The organism is Taibaiella chishuiensis (assembly GCF_003014535.1).
GTDB lineage: Bacteria > Bacteroidota > Bacteroidia > Chitinophagales > Chitinophagaceae > Taibaiella > Taibaiella chishuiensis.
Window position 1 is genome coordinate 134,657 of sequence record NZ_PYGD01000007.1, and the last position, 20,601, is coordinate 155,257.

Below are 20,601 nucleotides of genomic sequence, written 5' to 3' on the forward strand. Positions count from 1 at the left end.
ATGACCAGAGAACACAGAAACGAACTATTAAGATCAAAAGGCATCAGCAACGGCGAACGCAATGCATCGCTGTTCAGCGGCGCCCTGGTCGCTACTGCGCTCAAGCAGTCTTTTATCAAGCTCAACCCGAAGAGCATGTTCCGCAACCCGGTCATGTTTACCGTTGAGATTGGTACCTTAATCATGCTGCTCGTTTGCATCTATATCGCCACCGGCGCCAAAGACCAGGGCAGCTTCAGTTATAACCTGGTCGTATTCCTCATCCTGCTGCTCACCCTGCTCTTCGCCAACTTTGCCGAAGCCATCGCAGAAGCAAGAGGCAAGGCCCAGGCCAACAGCCTGCGCAAGACCCGGGAAGAAACACCGGCAAAAAAAGTAGAGCTGGTGGGCGAGATCTTTATGAACGAGGTACATATCGTGCCTTCCTCCAGCCTGCGCAAAGGCGATCTTTTTATCTGCGAGGCGGGCGATATTATCCCTATCGATGGCGAGATTATCGAAGGCCTGGCCTCGATCGACGAGAGCGCCATTACCGGCGAAAGCGCACCGGTGATCCGCGAAGCAGGCGGCGATAAGAGTTCCGTTACCGGCGGCACCAAAGTATTGTCCGATAAGATAAAGGTAAAAGTAACCACCGAACCCGGCGAGAGTTTCCTCGACAAGATGATTGCCCTCGTAGAAGGCGCCAGCCGCCAGAAAACACCCAACGAGATCGCGCTGACTATCCTGCTGGCTGGGTTTACCTTGGTCTTCATTATCGTATGCACCACGCTCAAACCCTTTGCCGACTACGCCAATACCCCGATCACCATCGCGGCCTTTATCTCGCTGTTCGTATGCCTGATCCCGACTACCATAGGTGGCCTGCTTTCGGCCATAGGCATAGCCGGTATGGACCGCGCCTTAAGAGCCAATGTCATTACCAAAAGCGGTAAGGCCGTAGAAACGGCCGGCGATATCGATGTATTGCTGCTGGATAAAACCGGGACCATAACCATCGGTAACCGCAAAGCCACACACTTCTATCCTTCCAAAGGCATCGACGAACAACACTTTCTGAAATGCACGGTACTCAGCTCTATGGCCGACGAGACACCGGAAGGCAAATCCATCATCGAGCTGGCCGCTATCGACCCGGCCACGTACCAGGTAGCGGATCCGCACTTCATCAAGTTTACCGCAGAGACCAAAAGCTCGGGCATTAATATCGGCACCGACCGCATCCGCAAAGGCGCTTACGATGCGATCCGGGATATGGTGCAAAAAGCCGGCAATACCTTCCCCGAAGATACCCTGGAGCAGATCAAAACCATATCCTCCAAAGGCGGCACCCCGCTTGTGGTTGCGGAAAACGATAAAGTACTGGGTGTGATCGAGCTGCAGGATATTATCAAAGCCGGTATACGCGAACGGTTTGACCGGCTGCGGAAGATGGGGGTGAAAACCGTGATGGTAACCGGCGACAACCCGCTCACCGCCAAATTCATTGCCGAAAAAGCAGGTGTGGACGATTATATTGCCGAGGCCCGCCCGGAAGACAAGATGAATTATATCCGCAAAGAACAGGAGTCAGGTAAGCTGGTAGCCATGATGGGCGACGGCACCAATGATGCACCGGCACTGGCCCAGGCCGATGTGGGCGTAGCCATGAACAGCGGTACACAAGCCGCCAAAGAGGCCGGCAATATGGTGGACCTGGATAACGACCCGACCAAACTGATCGAGATCGTGGAGATCGGCAAACAGCTACTGATGACCCGGGGTACGCTTACCACCTTCTCTATTGCCAACGACGTGGCCAAATATTTCGCCATCGTACCGGCACTCTTCATCACGTTTATACCGGCGTTGCAGGGGCTCAATATCATGCGCCTGCACAGCCCGGAAAGCGCGATCCTCTCGGCCGTGATCTTTAACGCCGTCATCATACCATTGCTGATACCCCTGGCCCTGAAAGGTGTGGCCTACAAACCGGTAGGCGCCAGCGCCCTGTTACGCAGGAACCTGCTGATCTATGGCCTGGGCGGCGTGATCATACCTTTTATCGGCATCAAACTGATCGACCTGGTCGTATCCCTGTTCCTCTAAATATTCCAGATTTAAAATTCCTTTTTATGATATCCAGTATTTTCCGGGCTTTAAGGCTTACCATCATCAGCCTGGTATTTTTCTCAGGCGTCTATACCCTTGTCATTTATGGCGCTGCTCAACTCGCGCCCGGCAAGGGCAAGGGCGATACCATCGTAAGCAACGGTCATCGTTATTATACGAATATCGGCCAGGCTTTTACCAGCGACGGCTATTTCAACTCAAGACCTTCGGCCGTAGGCTACAATGCAGCAGGTTCGGGCGGCAGCAACAAAGGCCCAACCAATGCCGCTTACCTGGCAGAAGTACAGGCCCGTATCGACACCTTCCTCGTGCACAACCCCGGCGTAGGAAAAGCAGACATACCCGTGGAACTGGTAACCGCCAGCGGCAGCGGGCTCGATCCCGACCTTACGGTAAAAGCCGCTACCATACAGGTAAAACGGATCGCTATGCAACGCCATATTTCAGAAGCTGCATTAAACCAACTGATCCGTCGATATACCGCCAAACCCATGCTGGGTCCCGATCGCGTAAACGTATTGCAGCTAAACCTGGCGCTCGACCGCTTACAACCCAAATTATAACCGATAAAATGCAAACTACCCCAAAATACAATTTCAACACAATGAACAAAGTTCTAAGTACCCTGGCCCTTACCGCAACCACTGCCTTTTGCCTGCCTGCCGCTCCCCTGTTCGCACAGGAAGAAGACACCGTAACGACCGTAGATGCTCATGCTCCAAAAATTCCCTTCGACGGTTATGATATGACCTGGCAAAATGGTAATGACCGCAGGAAGAGCGCTGTACTGCAAAGCAAATACGTAACCGGTATCGTCATGCTCGACGCCAACTATACCCACTCTTTCAATAACCCCAACGACAATACCGTCGTGGGTTCTACAGCGCTCGCCCGCAACAATGAAGTTACCCTCTCGGGTATTTACCTGGGCGGCGAGTTTAACTATAAAAATGCCCATGCCCGTATCCTTACCCAGTTTGGCACACGCGCTACGGTAGTACCCCGCAACGACTTCAGCCCTTACCGCGGGCAGTACGACCTGGCCAATGTATACCGCTACCTGAGCGAGGCCTATGCAGGTTATCATATCGACAAATGGTATGGTATCAATATCGATGCGGGTATGTTTATGTCCTATGTAGGGTTAAACTCCTATTACCAGGTAGAGAACTGGGAATACCAGGCCTCTTTTACTTCCGACAATACGCCCTGGTTCTTTAACGGCTTGCGTATCCAGGTATTTCCGACCAAAAAACTAAAGATCGAAGGCTGGCTCATCAATGGCTGGCAGAGTTATGGCAAGTTCAACAGCATGCCGGGCTTTGGCGGTAATATTACCTGGTGCCCCAATGAAGCGGTAAAACTATTGACCAATGACTATTACGGCGCCGATGCGGCCAATATACCCGACCGTAAAAGGTTTCACTCCGACAACAGCCTGCAGGTACGGTATTACAACAAGCCGGAGTCCAAAGGCATCAGTCGTATGGCCTTCTCGCTTACCGGCGACCTGGGCTTTGAAAAAGGTGGCGGGGTAAACGGCTTTTCGAATGCCGATACGGCCAAAGGACCGGCCCAGTACTTTGCCAGCGCTATGTTCTATAACCGGGTATGGTTTTACAAAAACAAATTTGCCTGGACCATCGGCGGTGGCCTGATGACCAATCCCGGCCGCTACCTGGTGCTCTACCCTACCGGCCAGGCAAGTCCTTTGCCCAATCCCAACAACCCGACCCAGACAGCAGGCCTGTACCCCTTCAGCGCCAATCCCGGCGATCCCTTTAAAGGCTGGGATTGCTCTACCAATTTCGATTGGATGCCCAACCAGAGTATAACATTCCGGGTGGAGTATGTACACCGTCATGCCAATGTGCCCTATTTCGCAGGTAAGGGTGGCGTAACCTCGCCTACCGGTTATACCACAACGCCGCTGCCCGCAGACTGGCGTCCCGATCTCGTAAAATCAGAGGACAGGATCATCTTTGCGATGCTGTTCCGTTTATAATAAACCAGAGGACCAACCAAAACCAGTGTAACAGCCCTGCGGACGAAAGTCTGCAGGGTTTTGGGCCATCCGGGAAAAATCCGTTACCGGGTGAACCTTGCAGGCCACCCGGCGGTTATCCTGCAACCGGGCGTACCATAATGCAGACCTTTTTAATGTATCCTATATGGCAACGGAAAACTCCAAAGAACATATCACCCACTTTCTCGACCTGATCCGTAATGCCCGCAAGGGAAAGTTCAAGATCTATATCGGGATGATCGCCGGTGTGGGCAAGACCTACCGTATGTTGCAGGAAGCGCAGACCCTGCTGCGCAACGGCATCGATGTAAAGATCGGTTACGTGGAAACACACAACAGGAAAGAGACCGAAGCCATGCTGGAGGGCCTGCCCGTAATCCCGCGGCGGAGGCTGTTCTATAAAGGTAAAGAGCTGGAAGAACTGGATGTGGGCGCAATCCTGACGCTGAGACCGGAGATTGTGATCATCGACGAACTGGCGCATACCAATATAGAAAGCAGCAAGAATGAAAAACGCTGGCAGGATGTGGTCGAGATACTGGAAGCCGGCATCAATGTAATCAGCGCGGTCAATATCCAGCATATAGAAAGCCTCAATAAAGAGATCCGCGAGATTACCGGCGTAGAGGTAAAAGAGCGCATACCCGACAGCATCCTGAAGATGGCAGATGAAGTGGTCAATATCGACCTTACTGCCGACGAACTGATCACGCGCCTGCGCGAAGGCAAAATCTACGCAACCGAAAAGATAAAAACCGCGCTGGACAACTTTTTTAAAGCCGAACAGATCCTGCAGCTGCGGGAATTAGCCTTAAAGGAAGTAGCTTCGCAGGTAAAACGGAAGGTAGAAGCCGAAGTGCCGCGCAACGCCGTATTCCGCCACGAGAAGTTTATGGCCTGTATCAGCAGCAATGAAAGAACGGCCAGGCTCGTGATCCGGAAAACAGCACGGCTGGCCAGTTATTACAGCAGCAAATGGTTTGTGCTGTATGTGCAGACCCCGCGGGAAAGCAACGACCGCATAGCCCTGGATAAACAACGCCACCTGATCAATAACTTTAAACTGGCAACCGAGCTCGGTGCGGAGATCATACGGGTAGAAAGCGATAACGTATCGGCAGCCATAGCCGATACCGCAGCGCAAAAAGAAATAACGACCCTCTGCATCGGCAAACCGCACCTGAACCTGGCCAAGGTTATCCTGTCGACCGGTAACTTTAACAGCCTGCTGAAGAAAATGGCAGACTCCAATATAGACATCATAATCCTGTCGTGATGAAGATTAAAACAAAACTGACCTTAGGCGTAGGCATGCTCTTCGCCATGATCATCCTGCTGGCCCTGCTTGGTACGGTATATATCAATGCGCTGAAAAAAGACACCGAAAACATCCTGGTCGACAACTACAATACGCTCGAGTACTCGCGGAACATGCTGCTGGCGCTGGATGAATCGCAACATAACCCCGCGGCCTTACAACTATTCCGGGATAACCTGGCGGGGCAGTTACTGAACATTACAGAACCGGGCGAACGGGAAGCCACGACATCGCTGGACCGCCATTTCAAAGCATTACAGCAAAACCTTACCGACAGCAGCCTGCGGCCGCAGATCCGCCGCGATATCTCGCAGGTCATGCAGCTCAACATGTCGGCCATTAAACGGAAAAGCGTAGTAGCGGGCAATACGGCCGCATCGGCCACGCTATGGATCGTAAGCGTGGGTACCTTATGTTTTTTATTCGCCTTTGTACTGCTGGTCAACCTGCCGGGTAATATCGCCGAACCGCTGCGGGAGCTTACCGAACGTATACGCTCGATAGCCGCACAGAATTATTCGCAACGGGTTACCTTCGGCAGCAATAACGAGTTCCGCGAACTGGCCAGCTCTTTCAATACCATGGCCGAAAAATTACAGGAGTACCATAGCAGTAACCTGTCCAGCCTGCTGATGGAGAAAAAAAGGATCGAGACCCTGATCAATAACATGAAAGATCCCGTGATCGGCCTGGACGAAAACCAGCAGGTATTGTTTGCCAACCAGGAAGCCCTTAGTATCCTCTCCTTAAAAAGCAATGACCTGGTCGGTAAAAATGCTACGGAGATCGCAGAACGCAACGACCTGATCCGGTCGCTGATACAGCCGCAGGGCACGGCCGGCAAGGAACCGGTGAAGATCTATGCCGATCAGAAAGAAAGCTATTTCCAGAAAGAGATTATCCCCATTGGCATTACGCCTACCGGCGAACAAACCCGCCTGCAGATCGGCAATGTGATCATTCTTAAAAACATTACGCCCTTTAAAGAGCTCGACTTTGCCAAGACCAATTTTATCGCCACGGTATCGCACGAACTGAAAACACCGATTGCCTCGGTAAAGATGAGCCTGCAACTGCTGAAGAACAAGAATACCGGGCCGGTAAACGACGAACAGCGCCAGCTGATTGAAAGCATTGAAGAAGACAGCAACCGCCTGTTAAAGATAACCGGCGAGCTGCTGAATATGACCCAGGTGGAAACCGGTAATATCCAGATGAACATCCAGGAAAGCCGTCCAGCCGATATCGTACACTATGCCATGGACGCCGTAGCCTTCCACGCCGAGCAAAAGAACATCCGGCTGGAATTGTATACCGGCGAGGATTTGCCGCTGGTTAAGGCAGATCCCGAAAAAACATCCTGGGTTATGATCAATTTCCTGACCAATGCCATACGCTATTCCCGCGAACACGGCCAGGTTACCGTTACCGTACGGCAGGAAGATACGGGCAAAGTACTCTTCTCCGTACAGGACAACGGCAAGGGCATAGACCCGCGGTATACCGGCAGGATTTTTGACCGTTACTTCCAGGTGCCGGGCAGCAGCCGTTCGGGCACGGGCCTGGGCCTGGCTATCAGCAAGGAGTTTATCGAAGCGCAGGGCGGCAGCGTAGGTGTCGAGAGCGAGATCGGCAGGGGCAGCCGCTTTTATTTCCGTTTATAGATCAATTAAGGCACGGACTGTTTTATACCGCCACAGCCACTTCTTGTACCAGTTGTATATTGGCGGTAAACTGCACATCTTCACCCAGCAGGAATTTACCCGACTCGGTCAGGATCCCGTAGTTGAGCCCGAACTCCCAGCGGCTTATCGAACCCGTTACTTCAAAGCCTATACGCAGCCGGCCTTCCGCATCCCGGGCTGCGCCGCCATATTCAGCTACCAGCTCTACGGGTTGCGTAATACCTTTAAGCGTCAGCAAACCCGAAAGGTTATACCGGTCGCCTTTTACCTTATGAAAATAATTGGACTGGAAAGTAATGGTAGGAAAAACACCCGCATCGAAAAAGTCGGCCGAACGCAAATGGGCGTCCCTGGCCTCTACATTGGTATCGATACTGCTTACATCAACGGAGAAATGAATTTCCGCATCTTCGAAATTTTCGGCATCCGAACTGGCGCCGCCATTAAAATTACGGAAAGAGCCGGTTACGGATGAAATAACCAGGTGTTTGATCTTGAACTGTACATTGGAGTGAGCCGGATCAACGGCCCATTGGGTCTTACGCATAACACTATTTTTAAAATGACTAAGAATAAGGACATTGTAAAATAGCTATCGCAATAGGCGGTACGTTTAGAAGGAGAATAAATAGCTTATAATAAATCCGTGGTGAAGATTTGCTACCGGAAATTTACGCAAAAAAAGTGGGAACCTGTTTCTCGATGGTCCCCACTTTTTGCTTATAGCGCTATTACGCTTCTTTAGCCAACTGGATATTGGCGATCAGTTTAATGTTTTCGCCCAATGCCAGGCCACCGGTTTCGGTAAGGGCATTATAGGTAAGACCGTATTCTTTGCGGTTAATGGTGCCGGTTACTTCAAAACCCACTTTGGTATTGCCATAGGCATCTTTTTCCATACCACCGTATTCGGCATCCAGTTCTACAGGTTGGGTAACACCTTTCATCGTCAGGTTGCCCGCCAGTTTGTACTGGTCGCCTTTGGTTTTGGTAAAGGACGTAGATTCGAATTTGATCAGCGGGAAAGCTTCCGTATCGAAGAAATCGGGACCTTTCAGGTGCTCGTCGCGCATGTTCTGGTTCGTATCCACGCTGTTGGCTTCGATCTGGAAGTTTACATTCGCTTGTTCGAACGAATCGTTCTCAGCTACGGCCGTACCGGAAAAGTTATTGAAAGCGCCGGTAACAGTAGAGATTACCAGGTGTTTTACTTTAAAATGCACTTCAGAGTGCATGTTGTCAACGGTCCATTTTGTTGTTGCCATTTTTATCGGTGTTTTATTTTGTTATAAATAGTATTGCAGCAGCACGATAACCGGTTCTTTGCGCTTTTGCTGATGCAAAGCTAGGAAGCTATCCGGCAGGCCATCTTGACATAGGGTAAGAAATAAGATATACCGTTCTGTGCAAGCATTTGCTTTATTGCTGCTGTAAAATTATAACACGCACCAATGGGTGTTCTTGATGTAGGATAAGAAAAGGAGCACCGGCCCTCAGCCGGCATTGAGGGTCTTTTTACGGGTCAGTTCCTTGCGGACCCGGCTGAGCGATTCTGCAGTCATACCCAGGTGCGTCGCCACCATCCACAACGGCACGCGCGACATTACATTGGGGAAGAGTTCCATAAATTCGAGATAACGCTCTTCGGCCGTAGCGGCCAGCAGCATATTGATGCGGCGCTGCATCAGGCTGAGCCGTGTAAGCAGGGCCGATACCATAAAGGCATTATACCCCGGCGCGATCTTACCCGCCGTTTCGTAAAAGTCTTTATCCATCAGCACGATCACCGAATCTTCGACTGCTTCGATAAATACTGCAGAGGGTTTATTGAGTTTAAAACTGTTCTGGTCGCCGATCCAGTACTGTTCGGGCGCAAAGTCGACCACATGTTGCTTATCCTTGCCATCTACCGTATAGGACCGTAACAGGCCTTTGGTTACGAAGATCATTTTACTGAAGGTATCGCCCTGCCGGATAATGATGGTATTCTTTTTAAGCTCGCGCATGGCCAGGAAAGGACGCAGCTTGTCAAACTGTTCGTCGGAAAGCTGTGTTTTTTCTTTCAGGTACTGCTTAAATATTTCGATCATAATACCGGTAGGTTGCTGGGCAAAAATACTAAAAAAAACAGGATGCCGGGCGCCGCCAAAGCCGCCGGGAACGGGCCTACGGTTCTTTTTCCGGAAGCGCAGCAGTACTACGCCGTATTTTGGCGTACCCCGCGTTTACCTTTGCTGCCTGGAACCCCAAAAACGGCATTTCCCTTATGAAGCATAAAACCAATATCAGCGATACCAGTATCGATTCGGCCGGCATACCCACCGACTACCGGCAGGCCGTGGCAGAGCTTATCTGGAACGGCTTTGACGCCAAAGCCACCGAAGTGCATATCCGTTTTGAAACCAATGCGATCGACAGCATCAGCCAGCTGGTGATCAGCGACAACGGCGAAGGCATCGATTACGAAAGCCTGCAGGAGACCTTTGGCGCCTTCCTCGACTCCCGCAAACGGCAGGTACGGCAACGGTCTTCGTATACCCGCGGCCGCAAAGGGAAGGGCCGTTTTGCTTTTTCGGCCTTCGCCCACAGCGCACAGTGGCATACTGTTTACAAAAGAGAAGGCAAATACCTGGGTTACGATATATTTATCAAAAGCAATAATAAAGATGAATACGAAGAGGATAACCGGCACCTGTCCCGCAAAAGGGCCACAGGCACCGACCTCGTGCTGACGGAGCTCTATGGCGTAAGCGCCTATTCCTTCTCGGGTGCCGAATTCCTCGATTTCCTGGCCAAGGAATTCGGCTGGTTCCTGTTGCTGAACCGCAAACACCGGTTCTCGATCAGGATCAACGGCATACCGCTTAGCTACGATTACCTGATCGCAGACAGCGACAGCCGGGATTTCCGGGTGCAGTACCGCGAACAGGAAGCCGGTTTTACGCTGCATTATGTACGCTGGAAGGAAAACATCGGCGACAAATACTATTACTATTTCCTGAACGAAGACCGGAAGGAATGCGCCAAGCAACTCTCCTCCCACAACAACAACGCTGTCGCATTCCACCACAGCCTTTTTATCGAATCGCCCTATTTCGATAATTTCCAGTTGCACGAAGGCGACCAGAACACGACGCTGTTCGGCAAGAACCAGCATGACCCCCTGTTCAAAAAGCTGATGAAGGAGTTGTCCACCTACCTCGAGACCCGTCATAAAAATTTTATCCGGGAAACCTCGGCCGCCAGCCTCTTATCCCGGTTTGAGCAGGAGGGCTTATTCCCGCCGGTGGATGGCCGCAGGCAAGCCGCAGAGCAGCCCGCGCTGGCCGGCCTGGTCAAAGAGCTCTATTGCCTGCAACCCCGCATCTTTAAAGGCCTGAAGCCAGAGCAGGCGCGTATGATGCTGGGCATGATGGATGTCTTGCTGCGTTCAGGTATGGCTCCCCGTATCGCAGAACTGGTATCGGGTATCCTGCCCCTGGAACCGGAAGAACAACAGGCTTTGCGGGAGCTGCTGGAGGGTAACAATACGGGTACCAGGGCAACAGTAGTACCTATGCTGGATATCGACCGGTAAACGGATTAAGCAGAATTCCTGTGTGGTTAATAAAAAGCGTTGTTCTTAAAACGAATCATCATTTTACAAAACCTTTATTTATTTGCTTCTATTCGTAGTGCCTCGTTACGAATTTATCTGGTCTGGCAGCTGCTACTAATTACAGCAGTAGAAGACGAGTTTTTTTCTCGCAGCGATACGGCGACGCAGCGAACGGGGCCATATTGGTCGTAACATCTTGCCGCCAACCGAGTAGGCATGCTCTGTTCGACGCCCATTACATGCATTGCCAGACGTCGAGCCAGGAAAAAACCAAACATACCGACCTTTAGAAAAAGGGCGTTAATAAAATGCTGCAGGACGCCGTATAAAAAGAAATACAGTTCCCTCGGCCTGGCCCTGTACTTTAGTTAGTTCGTCATTCCTTAGTCCATTTTTTTACTACTGTCCGGACTTATTTCTTTTAGGCGTACAAGGCATTTTTAGCACTTTTTCTACAGTCTTGATTTTTGCTTCTTTGTATTAAGACAAAGAAGAATAAAAAACAGGGTAAGTATACCTGAGGCTTCCCAGATATCCTGCTTGATCTCGGTAAACCCGCAACGACAAAGGCGCAATACGGCAGGTTCCGTATTGCGCCTGGTCAGGAATAGCACCGGCACTTAATTGCCCATCACGAAGGACCCGCGGCTTATCTTCAGGGTACTGCCATCGCCCGCTTTCAGCGTGCCCTCGAAGCTGACCTGCAGGAATTCGCGGTAGTTAAACCTTGTGATCACCGCACTGGCTTGTTCTGCATGATACTCTTTCCCGTTCTTTTGGTTACGCAGCAGGATCTTCAGGTTATCGCCGGCCCCGTAATTACCCGGCCCTTTATAGGTATCGAACATTACGGACAGGTTCAGCGAGTCGCCGATATTCATAATGGCCCGGGGTATAGGGGCTGTGGGTGTGCCCGTCTCGAGCCCCGAAATATTGGGTATGGCATTCACGGTACGCCCGTCAATGTCCATAACAGCATGATTATACAGGATATCAAAATTGCCCTGGCTGAATGTATACTGCGTCGTATCGGTACGCGAGCGCAGCATCAGCTCAAAACTGCCTTTGATCTTATGATTCTGGGTATCGATCACCGCCACCTTAATAGTACCGCCCGCATCCTCGGTGGCGCGGCTGGTATACCCTTTCTGCTCCGATTTATCTTTAGCCGAAAGGTAATAGACCGCGGTATAGGCCGACACCGCCCGGCCCAGGGTATAGGTACCCGGCGTATCGGCCAGCAGCCTTATATCCAGGAAACTGCCCGAAGCCACATTGTAGAAAGACATTTTGATCGAATCGTCCGGCGCCGCGGCACGGCCCAGGGCCAAAAAACTATCGCCATTCAGCAGGGCCGTAACCGCAATAGCCGTGTCTTTACCGGTGGCGGGCGGCTGTCGCTCTTTCTCCTTGAATACGAATAAAGACTCCTCTTTACGGCAGGACGCAAGCAACACCACCAACAGCACCAGGTACAGCAGGCCTTTATAGACATGGGGTATGCCAGGTCCGGGAACAAACATTTGTTTCATGTAACGTTATTTTGAACCAGGGCTAAGCCATTAGGGATAGCCCTTAATTTTTATTTCTGGATCACCACCTTTTTAGCCTGCTGGCGGTCGTTACGCAGGAAGTAGATACCCGGCGCCAGGTCGAAGATATCCATCGAGCGTGTTTTTTCCTGTTGCTTCAACAGCCTGCCGTTAAGATCGTAGAGCCGGATCAACTTTTGTTCCGTAGCAAAATGTAAGGTGCGCGTGGCGGGGTTAGGCCATACATTAAAGCTGTTAGAGCCCGGTGTTACCTCGTCGATGCCGGTTGGCGGCGGTCCGGAAGTAGTATCGCAACCGGGCTGTGGCGCAGTCCAGGTACAGCCTTGCGGGTTAGAAAAATAGTCTTCGAAGTTATTGATGGCTATAAGCATGGATTTATTGTAAGGCGCCGTATTGGCCGTATTGGGATAACGGATACTCATAAACAGCGGACTCATCCCTTCTACAGAAAATGCACTTTGTATCTCTGCGCCTTTAGGGCCTATGGCAAAGGGCCGCAGATCGTTCAGGCCGGGATTTTGCTTTTCAAGATTCAGGAAGTAAGTTTCATTCATCAGGTCCTGCGGGTTATGCGCGGAGGCCGGGTTCTTACGATATGCCGCACTGGATACCTCTTCCATGATCATCAGGTAACTCCTGGCCTTAAACTCATCGGCCAGGGTATAGAAATCGAAGTTCAGCACCTGCAGGTGTTTGGGATTGGAAAAAGCGCTGCGGCCATCGGCGAACACACAACCTTCGAGATAAGGCTTACAACTCTCGCCGGTTATATCGGAAGCCAGTTTCAGGATACGGCCATGCGGATCTTTTACATTCCCATTTGTGGTTTTGAGCGGTTGCAGGTGATAAGCCAACTTGCCCGCATACGCTTTCGCAGGATTGACAAAGGCATCTCCGCTGCTGTCGGCGCCGGTTTCGGCGACCAGGTAATAAGAAGAGAAGTCGACCGGATCATTAACCCGTACGATGTCGCCCAGGCGGTTAAACATCGTAGCGCCTTTTTGCAGGGCCACTTTCCGGATATCGGCAAGTTCGTTAAACGTAAAAGGAAACAGCGATCCGTCCACATCGGCTTCGTTCAGTACGATCCAGGAACCGTTATAGCTGGCGCTATCCTGTTTGAAGGCGCTGATCTGGTTACCCAGCATGGCATCATATTTCAGGATCACCGCTGGCTGGGTTTGCGTCGTAAAAATAATGCTGTTCAGTTCAGAAGTATCCGGCGCGGTATATTTGGTAGAGGTAACCACCATACCACCAAAGTCGGCGCGGCCGGCGTAATACAGCTTACGCAAAGGTTTACCGTTGGCTTTATTTACCTCAATGGCCCAACCCATATTTTTATACCGGGCTATAGCGGTACCGGCGCCGGGCGCACCGGCCGGCAATACATAGTCGGTGAGGGTGTTCATGCCGGGTTGCAGGTCGGTATTGCTGTTGGCCCAGGCATCATACATAAAGATATTCCCCTTGTCCTCGATCGAAGATAAATTGGAATAACCCAGCTGCAGGCCATTGTTGTGCCAGCTGCCGCCCTGTGCATTGAGATCGAAAAAGCGATAGCTCCAGGTATTGCCGGCTTCTGTTTGCGGCACTACCTGCCAGGTTCCACCGGCCTGTTCCTTTACCCGCATTTTTACCAATCCGCCGCCATCGCCGAGCGTACTTTGTTTATTATCCTGCAGGCTCATATAAAGCCAGCCTTCTTTGTTCTTATTGATCCTGATATTATGGACCGTATCCTCGGCCTGCAGGGCGCGGTCATAGTATACCGCGCCAAATCCGCCTTTGAGCGGGGCATTGAGGCCTTGCTCTATATTATGGGCAATATCGCCCTCTTTTAGCAAAATGCTGTATTTCAAAGCGCCGTGGGGCACCACCAGGCTATCGCCCGCCCAGGCCGTGTCTACGGGGCAAAAGAGATCATCGTAAATAACGCTGCCGGGCGCCTGTGCATGGCTATGCATATACAGACCGCCCGTCAAAGCAAAAAGTAAGGCTACTTTTTTCATGAACATGGAATTAAAATATTGGGTGAATTATTGCCTCTATGACGTAAGCATACCGCCGTTTGCCTCCCTGTAAGTTGTTATGTAATTATTAACTCTGCACCCAATAAAAACAGGAGCTTCCTTGTGGAAGCTCCTGCTGTATCCCGGTGGATTTATATAAGCGGCTACACTTAGTTAACGCTCAGTTGACCGGCAGTAACGGTACCATCAGCCATTTCAACGCGTACAAAATACACACCTACTGACAGACCTGCTGCATTGAAAGCAACACGCTGTTCGCCGGCCTGTACATCGGCAGTAACACTGCGCAGGATCATACCGGTAACTTTATCGGTGATTACCAGGCGTACTTTACCGGCTTTAGCAGCTTCAAATACGGCATAGGTAGTTCCGTTGGTCGGATTCGGAACCAGCTGTAAAGCAGGAGCGGCAGCTTTGGCAGCAGCAGCGCCCAGGTTGCAGTAAGAAGTAGCGTTAGGGCACCAGTTGGTCCAGTTCAGGGTCCAGTCGGTAGTACCGAAAGCACCGCGGAAGTTGCCGGTTTTCACGAAGAAAGCATCAGCCAGGTCGCTAACACCGGTATAGGTAGGAGCGCCCAGGTTATTGGTCGTTAAAGTGAAAGAAGGTTTAGCAGGACATACCGCAGAAGTAAGTGTACCACTGTAACCCGGAGCGCTGGCCAGCAGGCTGTTACCGCTTTCCAGGCAGGAAGTGCCGGTAGCGCCTACATTCAGCCATACCGCTGCAGAAGTAGCAGCAGCGCAGCTTCCCGACCATGCAGTAGAACCGATGGTACCGCCGGCATTGTTGTAATAAGTGTTATAAGAACTGTTCAACAGGTTGGTACCGGTATTGGCGATGGTTGTAGCACCGTCAACATACAGGCCTTCGAGCGGCCAGCCAACGATTACGCTGTTGTATACATTCTGCTCTGAGTTCCTGCGGATGTGCATACCCCTGCGGAATTCGGCGTGAGCGGTAGCATTGGCGTACAAAGGTCCCAGCAGGGTTACGTTGCTGAAGATAGGATGGGTCTTAGGACCATTGGCCGAACCGGTAGCATCGTTATCAGACTCGATACCGTTAGAACCGGAAATATCGTGCTGGTTAGGATCCCTGCGGTAAGCAAAAGCGAACTGCACTTTACCATGATAACCGAAGTCGGTATCGAAATCGTCATCTTTGGTATTGTAAGCGATCAGGTTTTTACAGTTAACTGCACCGCCGAACCACTCGTAAGCGTCATCGTTGGCATAAGTTACCTGGATGTTTTCGATAACGGTACCGTTACCTACAGCAGCCATAGTCAGGCTGTTCAGCTCATTATCAGGCAGTGTAGGATGTGGAATACCTGCATAGTGCAGCTGTACAAAACGCATTACACCAGAGTTATCGGCATCATTGGTACCACCGGCATAGATAGGTTCGCAGGGACCTTCAATTTTGAAGGTATCGCCAGGTTGGTTATTGGTTGCATAACCGGCAATAACGATACCACCCCAATCACCGGGAGCACGGCTGCCGGCAGGTTGGTTAGAGGTAAATACGATCGGGTTGCTGGCAATACCATTAGCTGCGATCTTAGCGCCGCGTTTGATGATCAGCGTACCGCGGGTTGCTTTTTCACCCAGGATTTTAGTACCGGCAGGGATCGTAAGCGTAGCGCCGCTTTCAACCTGTACACAACCTCTCAGCAGGTAGCAGGTATTCGCGTTCAGCGATGTGTTTGCAGTGATACTGCCTTCCAGCACGGTCTGGGCCGTAGCGCCATAGCAGGCGATCGCTGTCAGAGCCAGGGTAACAATTCCTTTTTTCATTGTGGTTGTTTTTTGTTTTGAGTGTAAGTTTTTACTATGAGGTTTGTCCTTGCAAGGTGTTCATCAATATGACGGGACATTGCTTTTTTTTACCCCAGTTTTTGTGTTACCAAATCATTAGGAAACAAAAAGTACGCCCATGGACATTTACAGCCGATGTACCATAACAACTACATCAAAAAAAGAAAGACGCACCGTTAAAACGATGCGTCTTTCTTTAACAGTTAATAGAACTAACTAGAGTTTCAAACCTATGCCCAGTGTATAATAGGTACCTTCATAACGGCTCTGGTAGCGGTTATCGAACCGGAAGCCATCGATCGTTTCATGATTACGGCTGAACCTGCCATCTCCATTGATATCCTGCACCTGCAGGAATCGTGCGTTCAGTATATTTTGTATACCGCCTTTAAGTTCCAGCATCCTGCCTATCCTTTGGGAAAAAGTAAAATCGAGCGAATGCCGCGGCAGTTCATAAATACTCGGGTTATCGATATTACCCACACCGATAATCCGGCGGCCGATAATATTATAAGAGAGATTGAGTTTAAGCCCGATACTGTCGTCGGTATAATTAAAGGCGGCATTGACCAGGTATGGCGACTGGCCGTAAAGCGGCCGTTTCGTGTCCTGTAACAAAGTACGGTCGAGCCGTACCTCGCTAAAAATATACGCCGCATTAACCATTAAGGAAACCCTGCGTAATAAACTGCTGAGTACGTTGCTGCCACCGGCATAGCGGGCCAGGCCCATCATCATTTCCACTTCGGCGCCGTAACTCACGGCAGACAAGGCATTGCCCCATTGAAAGTTATTACGGCCCGTAGTGCCATTGTAGTAATAATACTCGATCGGGTTGGTAAAATGTTTGTAAAACACACTCGCCGAAAACATTTCGCCGGGGCCGGGATAGTGTTCGAAACGGAGATCCAGGTTATCGATATCGGTCTGTATTTTCAGATCGGGGTTACCATAAGCCAGCCGGAAGTCGTAAAAGTCGAGGAAAAAGAAAGGCGCGATCTCCCGGAACTCGGGGCGGTTGAGGGTACGGGCATAGGCCGCACGCAACAGGTTCTTTTCCGAAATATTATAGGTAAGGTTTGCCGAAGGCAACCAGGACAAGTGCTTGCGATCGAGGCTGATCTCGCCGGCATTGGGGCCTACGGTTTGCCAGCCATAGCTTTTCAACTGCTGGCTGTTGTCCTCGATACGCAATCCGCCGTACAACTTAAACCGGCGGCCCAGCGGTATTTCTGCTGCCAGGTATCCTGCATTGAGGTGGTTACGGGCCGTATAACTATTACTCTTGCCATAACTCTCGTCTATCACGCTGCTGCTGTCTACATCGGAGAACATCGCAAACTGCCTGAATTCAAAGGTCCTGTCCTTGTCTTCAACAAAAACACCGGCCCGTAACACCGGGGTAAAATTACCGATATGCAGGGTCTGCTCTATATCCAGGCCCAGGGTACGGGCCTCTTCGGGCAACATAAAATAGCGGCGGCCCCAACGGATACCGCTTACCGGTTCGCCTACCCTGTTAAACCGTTCCCCGAGCTGCGTGCCGGGATAAAACTCGGCAGCGGGCGCCGTCCAGGTACGGGTACGCTGATCGGGATCGTTGTAATTACTACGTGTATACCCCAGTACCCAATTTACTTTGGTATACTCCCATAACTCGTGCGTACCGATCAGCTGACCGGAGTAAATGCCCCGGAAAGCATTACTGAGCACGGTTTGTCGTATATACTGGCCCTCACCCAGGCCCGAACCGTCTGATGCAGCCGGTCCCGACTGCCCGTTACGGTTAATATAGGAAGCGCTACCCGTATGGGTGTACATATTCTTAAAGTCGATATGGTGCCGGCCTTTGATATCGAGTGCAATATTGACCAGGCCGTTGAACCGGACATCATGATCCTGTACTTCGTCAGCAAAGTTATAGGCGTAGGTATAGTCGCCATTCATAATACCGCCCGGGTTACGCGACACCACGGTATACCGGTAGGCATTGGTATAACTCAATCCACCGGATACGCCCAGGCTTACATCCTGCGACAGGTCCAGCTTACGGCCGAAATCGATATTAAACCGGTGATCAATAGGCGCTGTTTTACGGTAGGCTTCCCAGTTGTTGTTGAACTTTGCGGTAAGCGCCTTACGTTCTTCCAGCGGCAAGAGGTCGATACGTTTGAGCTCGGACGGCAGCGGCAGGGAATACGTACCGTCATCATAGCCCAGCCAGAACCTGCTGCCCTCGCGCTGTTCGTAAAAATCGCGGAAGGTAGTATTGGGCCGTACCGAGGCCTGGTAACCGATGTTCAAAAAGTTTTTGGCGGCAAAACCCGTCGTATACACTTTCACTACACCACCGGCAAAATCGCCGGGCAATTCGGGCACGGCGGTCTTGTAGATCAGGATACGATCGATCATACCACTGGGCAGGATATCGAAGGAGAAAGCACGCGAATCGGATTCAAAACTGGGTGCGGTAACGTTATTCAGCATCACGGTATTGTACCTCTGCGGCAAGCCCCGGATAACTATAAAACGGTTCTGGATCACGCTGACGCCAGGTATACGGCGTACAACCTCAGATGCGTCGCGGTCCTGGCTGCGCCCGATCTGTTCGGCCGATATGCCGCTTACCACGGCACGGGCCTCGCGGATCTGCTGGATCAGCGAAATATTGGTGCCCGTAACGCGGCGTTCGGTAACCACCACTTCACCGAGTGTATTTTCATCTTCGCTCAGGGGAATATCCAGTTGGGTTTCTTTACCCGCCTTTACGGTTATGGCTTCAATCCGGAGCGGTGTATACCCTACGTAACTGATCGCAACGGCATAGGTACCCACGGGCATATCGATTGCGAAACGCCCGTCGGCATCGGTCTGGCTAACCTGTCCGCCAATCCGCAACATAGCGCCGATAATAGGTTCGCCGTTCTTTTTATCTTTGATGAAACCGGTAATACGGCCCGATACCTCGCGCTCCGGTTGCAGCTGCCGGCTGATCACAACATTCCTATTGATCTGCTTGAAGGCCAGGTGGTGCCTGCTGAGCAATAACTCCAGCACTTTGGTCGCCGGCATATCTTTATAGTCGCCACTCACAGTCTTTACCGGCCGTATATCGTCCTCCATAAACACGAACTGGAAGGTGGTAGCCGCCTCTATTTTCTTTAAGGCATCGCGCAGGCTGATGCGGTCGAAGCTCAGGGTAATCCTTTCCTGTTGCAGGTTCTGGCCGGATACGGCCAGGGGCATGGCTTGCAGGAACAGGATAAACAGCAATACGGCAATGCCGTTGCTCAGGTAGTAAGGGGTATATTTTCGTTGCATAGTTATAACTTGCGACAGGCAACGCCTGTCCCTATATTTACTGGCCTATATACAGGTTATTGTTATCGTGATGTACTTTAAGCTGAGCAACCTCGCCGAGAATGTCGGACAGGTCCTGCATAGAAATATTGGGATCGAAAGTAGCCGTGATGCGTCTTGCAGCCACCTGCTCGTTGGCCAGGTGTACGCTGATACCATATTGTACCCGCAGCCGTTCGGCCACTTCGGCCAGGCTGCTGTTATCGAACACCAGTTTGCCATCCCTTACAGCCGTAGCCTGCGCCGCTGAAACAGCGGATACCTTAACGGAATCATCCGGCAGGTTTAAAACGATCTTTTCTTCGGGACTCAGGCTGGCCAGCAATAGCGGCTCCTGCCCTTTACGGTTGCGGCTTACCGCCACCTTGCCCGTCACTACGGTTACCGATGTGCGGGTCTCGCCCGGATAAGCTATAACCTGGAAGCTGGTGCCCAGTACGCGGGTAGTTAATTCGGGAGCCTGTACCAGGAAAGGTTGCTCAGGGTTCTTCCTGATCTCGAAAAATGCCGAGCCTACCAGTTGCACCAAACGTTGCGTATCGTTAAAGGCTTCGGGATAACGCAGGCTGCTACCCGGCGCCAGCCGTACCTGCGAGCCATCGGGCAGGGTCAGCATTACCTGCTTGCCCGTAGCCGCCCTGATCTCTTTCCAGGCCAGTGTTACCGGTCCCTGCCCGTATTGCCGGGCCACCCAGTCGCGGTTCAGGAAAAGAAAAAGGCCGCCGCAAATAAGGATAGCAGCAATAGCCGCTGCAGCGCGAAGCGCCAGGGGACGGAAGACACGGCTGCGGGGCTCGGGATCGAGGACAATACCATAACGGGAAATAAAACGGTTGAAGACCTGGTCAGGCAATTTTTTTTTCCGGTTCTTCTGTCCGTAAAGTCTTGCGATATCATCCAGTATCTGCTGGTGCCGATCCGGCGCAACAGCTATCCAGGCTAGCAGTTCGGCCCGTTCATCTTCATCAAGTCTGTTCTGCGCGGCATGGATCAGGAGTTTCCAGTTAATTTTAGTGTTGACGCTCAAACTGTATATTTTTAAATTAGGGGAAAGTATTCAAGGCTCATGACGTACGATCTCCTGTTTTTGCCCCCTCTC

General features: G+C 51.3%; 14 protein-coding genes. 6 read left to right on the forward strand and 8 right to left on the reverse strand.

Going from position 1 to position 20,601, the window contains the following annotated elements:
* The 5 genes from kdpB (at position 1) to B0I18_RS17305 (ending at position 7,120) form a co-directional block, all read left to right on the forward strand.
* Positions 1-2,088: a potassium-transporting ATPase subunit KdpB gene (gene kdpB, locus B0I18_RS17285; RefSeq protein ID WP_106523996.1), complete on the forward strand. Its 2,088-nt coding sequence runs from the start codon at positions 1-3 to the stop codon at positions 2,086-2,088.
* A gap of 26 nt (positions 2,089-2,114) precedes the next feature.
* Complete coding sequence (locus B0I18_RS17290; protein ID WP_106523997.1) at positions 2,115-2,675, forward strand: K(+)-transporting ATPase subunit C; 561 nt, start codon at positions 2,115-2,117, stop codon at positions 2,673-2,675.
* Positions 2,676-2,716: 41 nt separating this feature from the next.
* On the forward strand, positions 2,717-4,117 hold the full coding sequence (locus B0I18_RS17295; RefSeq protein ID WP_106523998.1) for an outer membrane beta-barrel protein: 1,401 nt from the start codon (positions 2,717-2,719) through the stop codon (positions 4,115-4,117).
* Between the two features lie 166 nt (positions 4,118-4,283).
* A complete protein-coding gene (locus B0I18_RS17300) occupies positions 4,284-5,414 on the forward strand; it encodes a histidine kinase (protein WP_106524145.1) in 1,131 nt (376 codons plus the stop codon).
* Positions 5,414-7,120 carry an ATP-binding protein gene (locus B0I18_RS17305; RefSeq protein WP_106523999.1) on the forward strand — a complete coding sequence of 569 codons (1,707 nt, stop codon included), beginning with the start codon at positions 5,414-5,416 and terminating at the stop codon, positions 7,118-7,120. Before B0I18_RS17300 ends, B0I18_RS17305 begins: the two co-directional genes overlap by 1 nt.
* A 22-nt stretch (positions 7,121-7,142) precedes the next feature.
* On the opposite strand, the gene B0I18_RS17310 is transcribed toward B0I18_RS17305, so the two are convergent.
* From B0I18_RS17310 to B0I18_RS17320, 3 genes are all read right to left on the reverse strand, one after another.
* Positions 7,143-7,688 carry a YceI family protein gene (locus tag B0I18_RS17310; protein WP_106524000.1) on the reverse strand — a complete coding sequence of 182 codons (546 nt, stop codon included), beginning with the start codon at positions 7,686-7,688 and terminating at the stop codon, positions 7,143-7,145.
* Positions 7,689-7,872: 184 nt separating this feature from the next.
* Positions 7,873-8,406 carry a YceI family protein gene (locus tag B0I18_RS17315; RefSeq protein WP_106524001.1) on the reverse strand — a complete coding sequence of 178 codons (534 nt, stop codon included), beginning with the start codon at positions 8,404-8,406 and terminating at the stop codon, positions 7,873-7,875.
* Positions 8,407-8,634: 228 nt separating this feature from the next.
* Complete coding sequence (locus tag B0I18_RS17320; protein WP_106524002.1) at positions 8,635-9,231, reverse strand: Crp/Fnr family transcriptional regulator; 597 nt, start codon at positions 9,229-9,231, stop codon at positions 8,635-8,637.
* Between the two features lie 176 nt (positions 9,232-9,407).
* Here B0I18_RS17320 and B0I18_RS17325 point away from each other — a divergent pair, with 176 nt between their 5' ends.
* Positions 9,408-10,718 (forward strand): ATP-binding protein, encoded by a 1,311-nt coding sequence (locus B0I18_RS17325; protein ID WP_106524003.1) that lies wholly within the window; start codon positions 9,408-9,410, stop codon positions 10,716-10,718.
* Positions 10,719-11,359: 641 nt separating this feature from the next.
* On the opposite strand, the gene B0I18_RS17330 is transcribed toward B0I18_RS17325, so the two are convergent.
* The 5 genes from B0I18_RS17330 to B0I18_RS17350 form a co-directional block, all read right to left on the reverse strand.
* On the reverse strand, positions 11,360-12,271 hold the full coding sequence (locus B0I18_RS17330) for a DUF6252 domain-containing protein (protein ID WP_106524004.1): 912 nt from the start codon (positions 12,269-12,271) through the stop codon (positions 11,360-11,362).
* Between the two features lie 50 nt (positions 12,272-12,321).
* Positions 12,322-14,304, reverse strand: a complete 1,983-nt coding sequence (locus B0I18_RS17335) for a T9SS type A sorting domain-containing protein (RefSeq protein ID WP_181358503.1) — start codon at positions 14,302-14,304, stop codon at positions 12,322-12,324.
* A 170-nt stretch (positions 14,305-14,474) separates the two neighbouring features.
* On the reverse strand, positions 14,475-16,121 hold the full coding sequence (locus tag B0I18_RS17340; RefSeq protein WP_106524006.1) for a T9SS type A sorting domain-containing protein: 1,647 nt from the start codon (positions 16,119-16,121) through the stop codon (positions 14,475-14,477).
* A 237-nt stretch (positions 16,122-16,358) separates the two neighbouring features.
* Positions 16,359-19,463, reverse strand: coding sequence for a TonB-dependent receptor (locus B0I18_RS17345; RefSeq protein WP_106524007.1), 3,105 nt, complete (start codon positions 19,461-19,463; stop codon positions 16,359-16,361).
* A 37-nt stretch (positions 19,464-19,500) separates the two neighbouring features.
* Positions 19,501-20,529 (reverse strand): FecR family protein, encoded by a 1,029-nt coding sequence (locus tag B0I18_RS17350; RefSeq protein ID WP_106524008.1) that lies wholly within the window; start codon positions 20,527-20,529, stop codon positions 19,501-19,503.
* Positions 20,530-20,601: the final 72 nt, after the last annotated feature.

Excerpts from the sequence above, each read along its gene's own strand:
- kdpB (WP_106523996.1), top strand. The coding sequence starts at position 1 with ATGACCAGAGAACACAGAAACGAACTATTAAGATCAAAAGGCATCAGC.
- B0I18_RS17290 (WP_106523997.1), top strand. The coding sequence starts at position 2,115 with ATGATATCCAGTATTTTCCGGGCTTTAAGGCTTACCATCATCAGCCTG.
- B0I18_RS17295 (WP_106523998.1), top strand. The coding sequence starts at position 2,717 with ATGAACAAAGTTCTAAGTACCCTGGCCCTTACCGCAACCACTGCCTTT.
- B0I18_RS17300 (WP_106524145.1), top strand. The coding sequence starts at position 4,284 with ATGGCAACGGAAAACTCCAAAGAACATATCACCCACTTTCTCGACCTG.
- B0I18_RS17305 (WP_106523999.1), top strand. The coding sequence starts at position 5,414 with ATGAAGATTAAAACAAAACTGACCTTAGGCGTAGGCATGCTCTTCGCC.
- B0I18_RS17310 (WP_106524000.1), bottom strand. The coding sequence starts at position 7,688 with ATGCGTAAGACCCAATGGGCCGTTGATCCGGCTCACTCCAATGTACAG.
- B0I18_RS17315 (WP_106524001.1), bottom strand. The coding sequence starts at position 8,406 with ATGGCAACAACAAAATGGACCGTTGACAACATGCACTCTGAAGTGCAT.
- B0I18_RS17320 (WP_106524002.1), bottom strand. The coding sequence starts at position 9,231 with ATGATCGAAATATTTAAGCAGTACCTGAAAGAAAAAACACAGCTTTCC.
- B0I18_RS17325 (WP_106524003.1), top strand. The coding sequence starts at position 9,408 with ATGAAGCATAAAACCAATATCAGCGATACCAGTATCGATTCGGCCGGC.
- B0I18_RS17330 (WP_106524004.1), bottom strand. The coding sequence starts at position 12,271 with ATGAAACAAATGTTTGTTCCCGGACCTGGCATACCCCATGTCTATAAA.
- B0I18_RS17335 (WP_181358503.1), bottom strand. The coding sequence starts at position 14,304 with ATGAAAAAAGTAGCCTTACTTTTTGCTTTGACGGGCGGTCTGTATATG.
- B0I18_RS17340 (WP_106524006.1), bottom strand. The coding sequence starts at position 16,121 with ATGAAAAAAGGAATTGTTACCCTGGCTCTGACAGCGATCGCCTGCTAT.
- B0I18_RS17345 (WP_106524007.1), bottom strand. The coding sequence starts at position 19,463 with ATGCAACGAAAATATACCCCTTACTACCTGAGCAACGGCATTGCCGTA.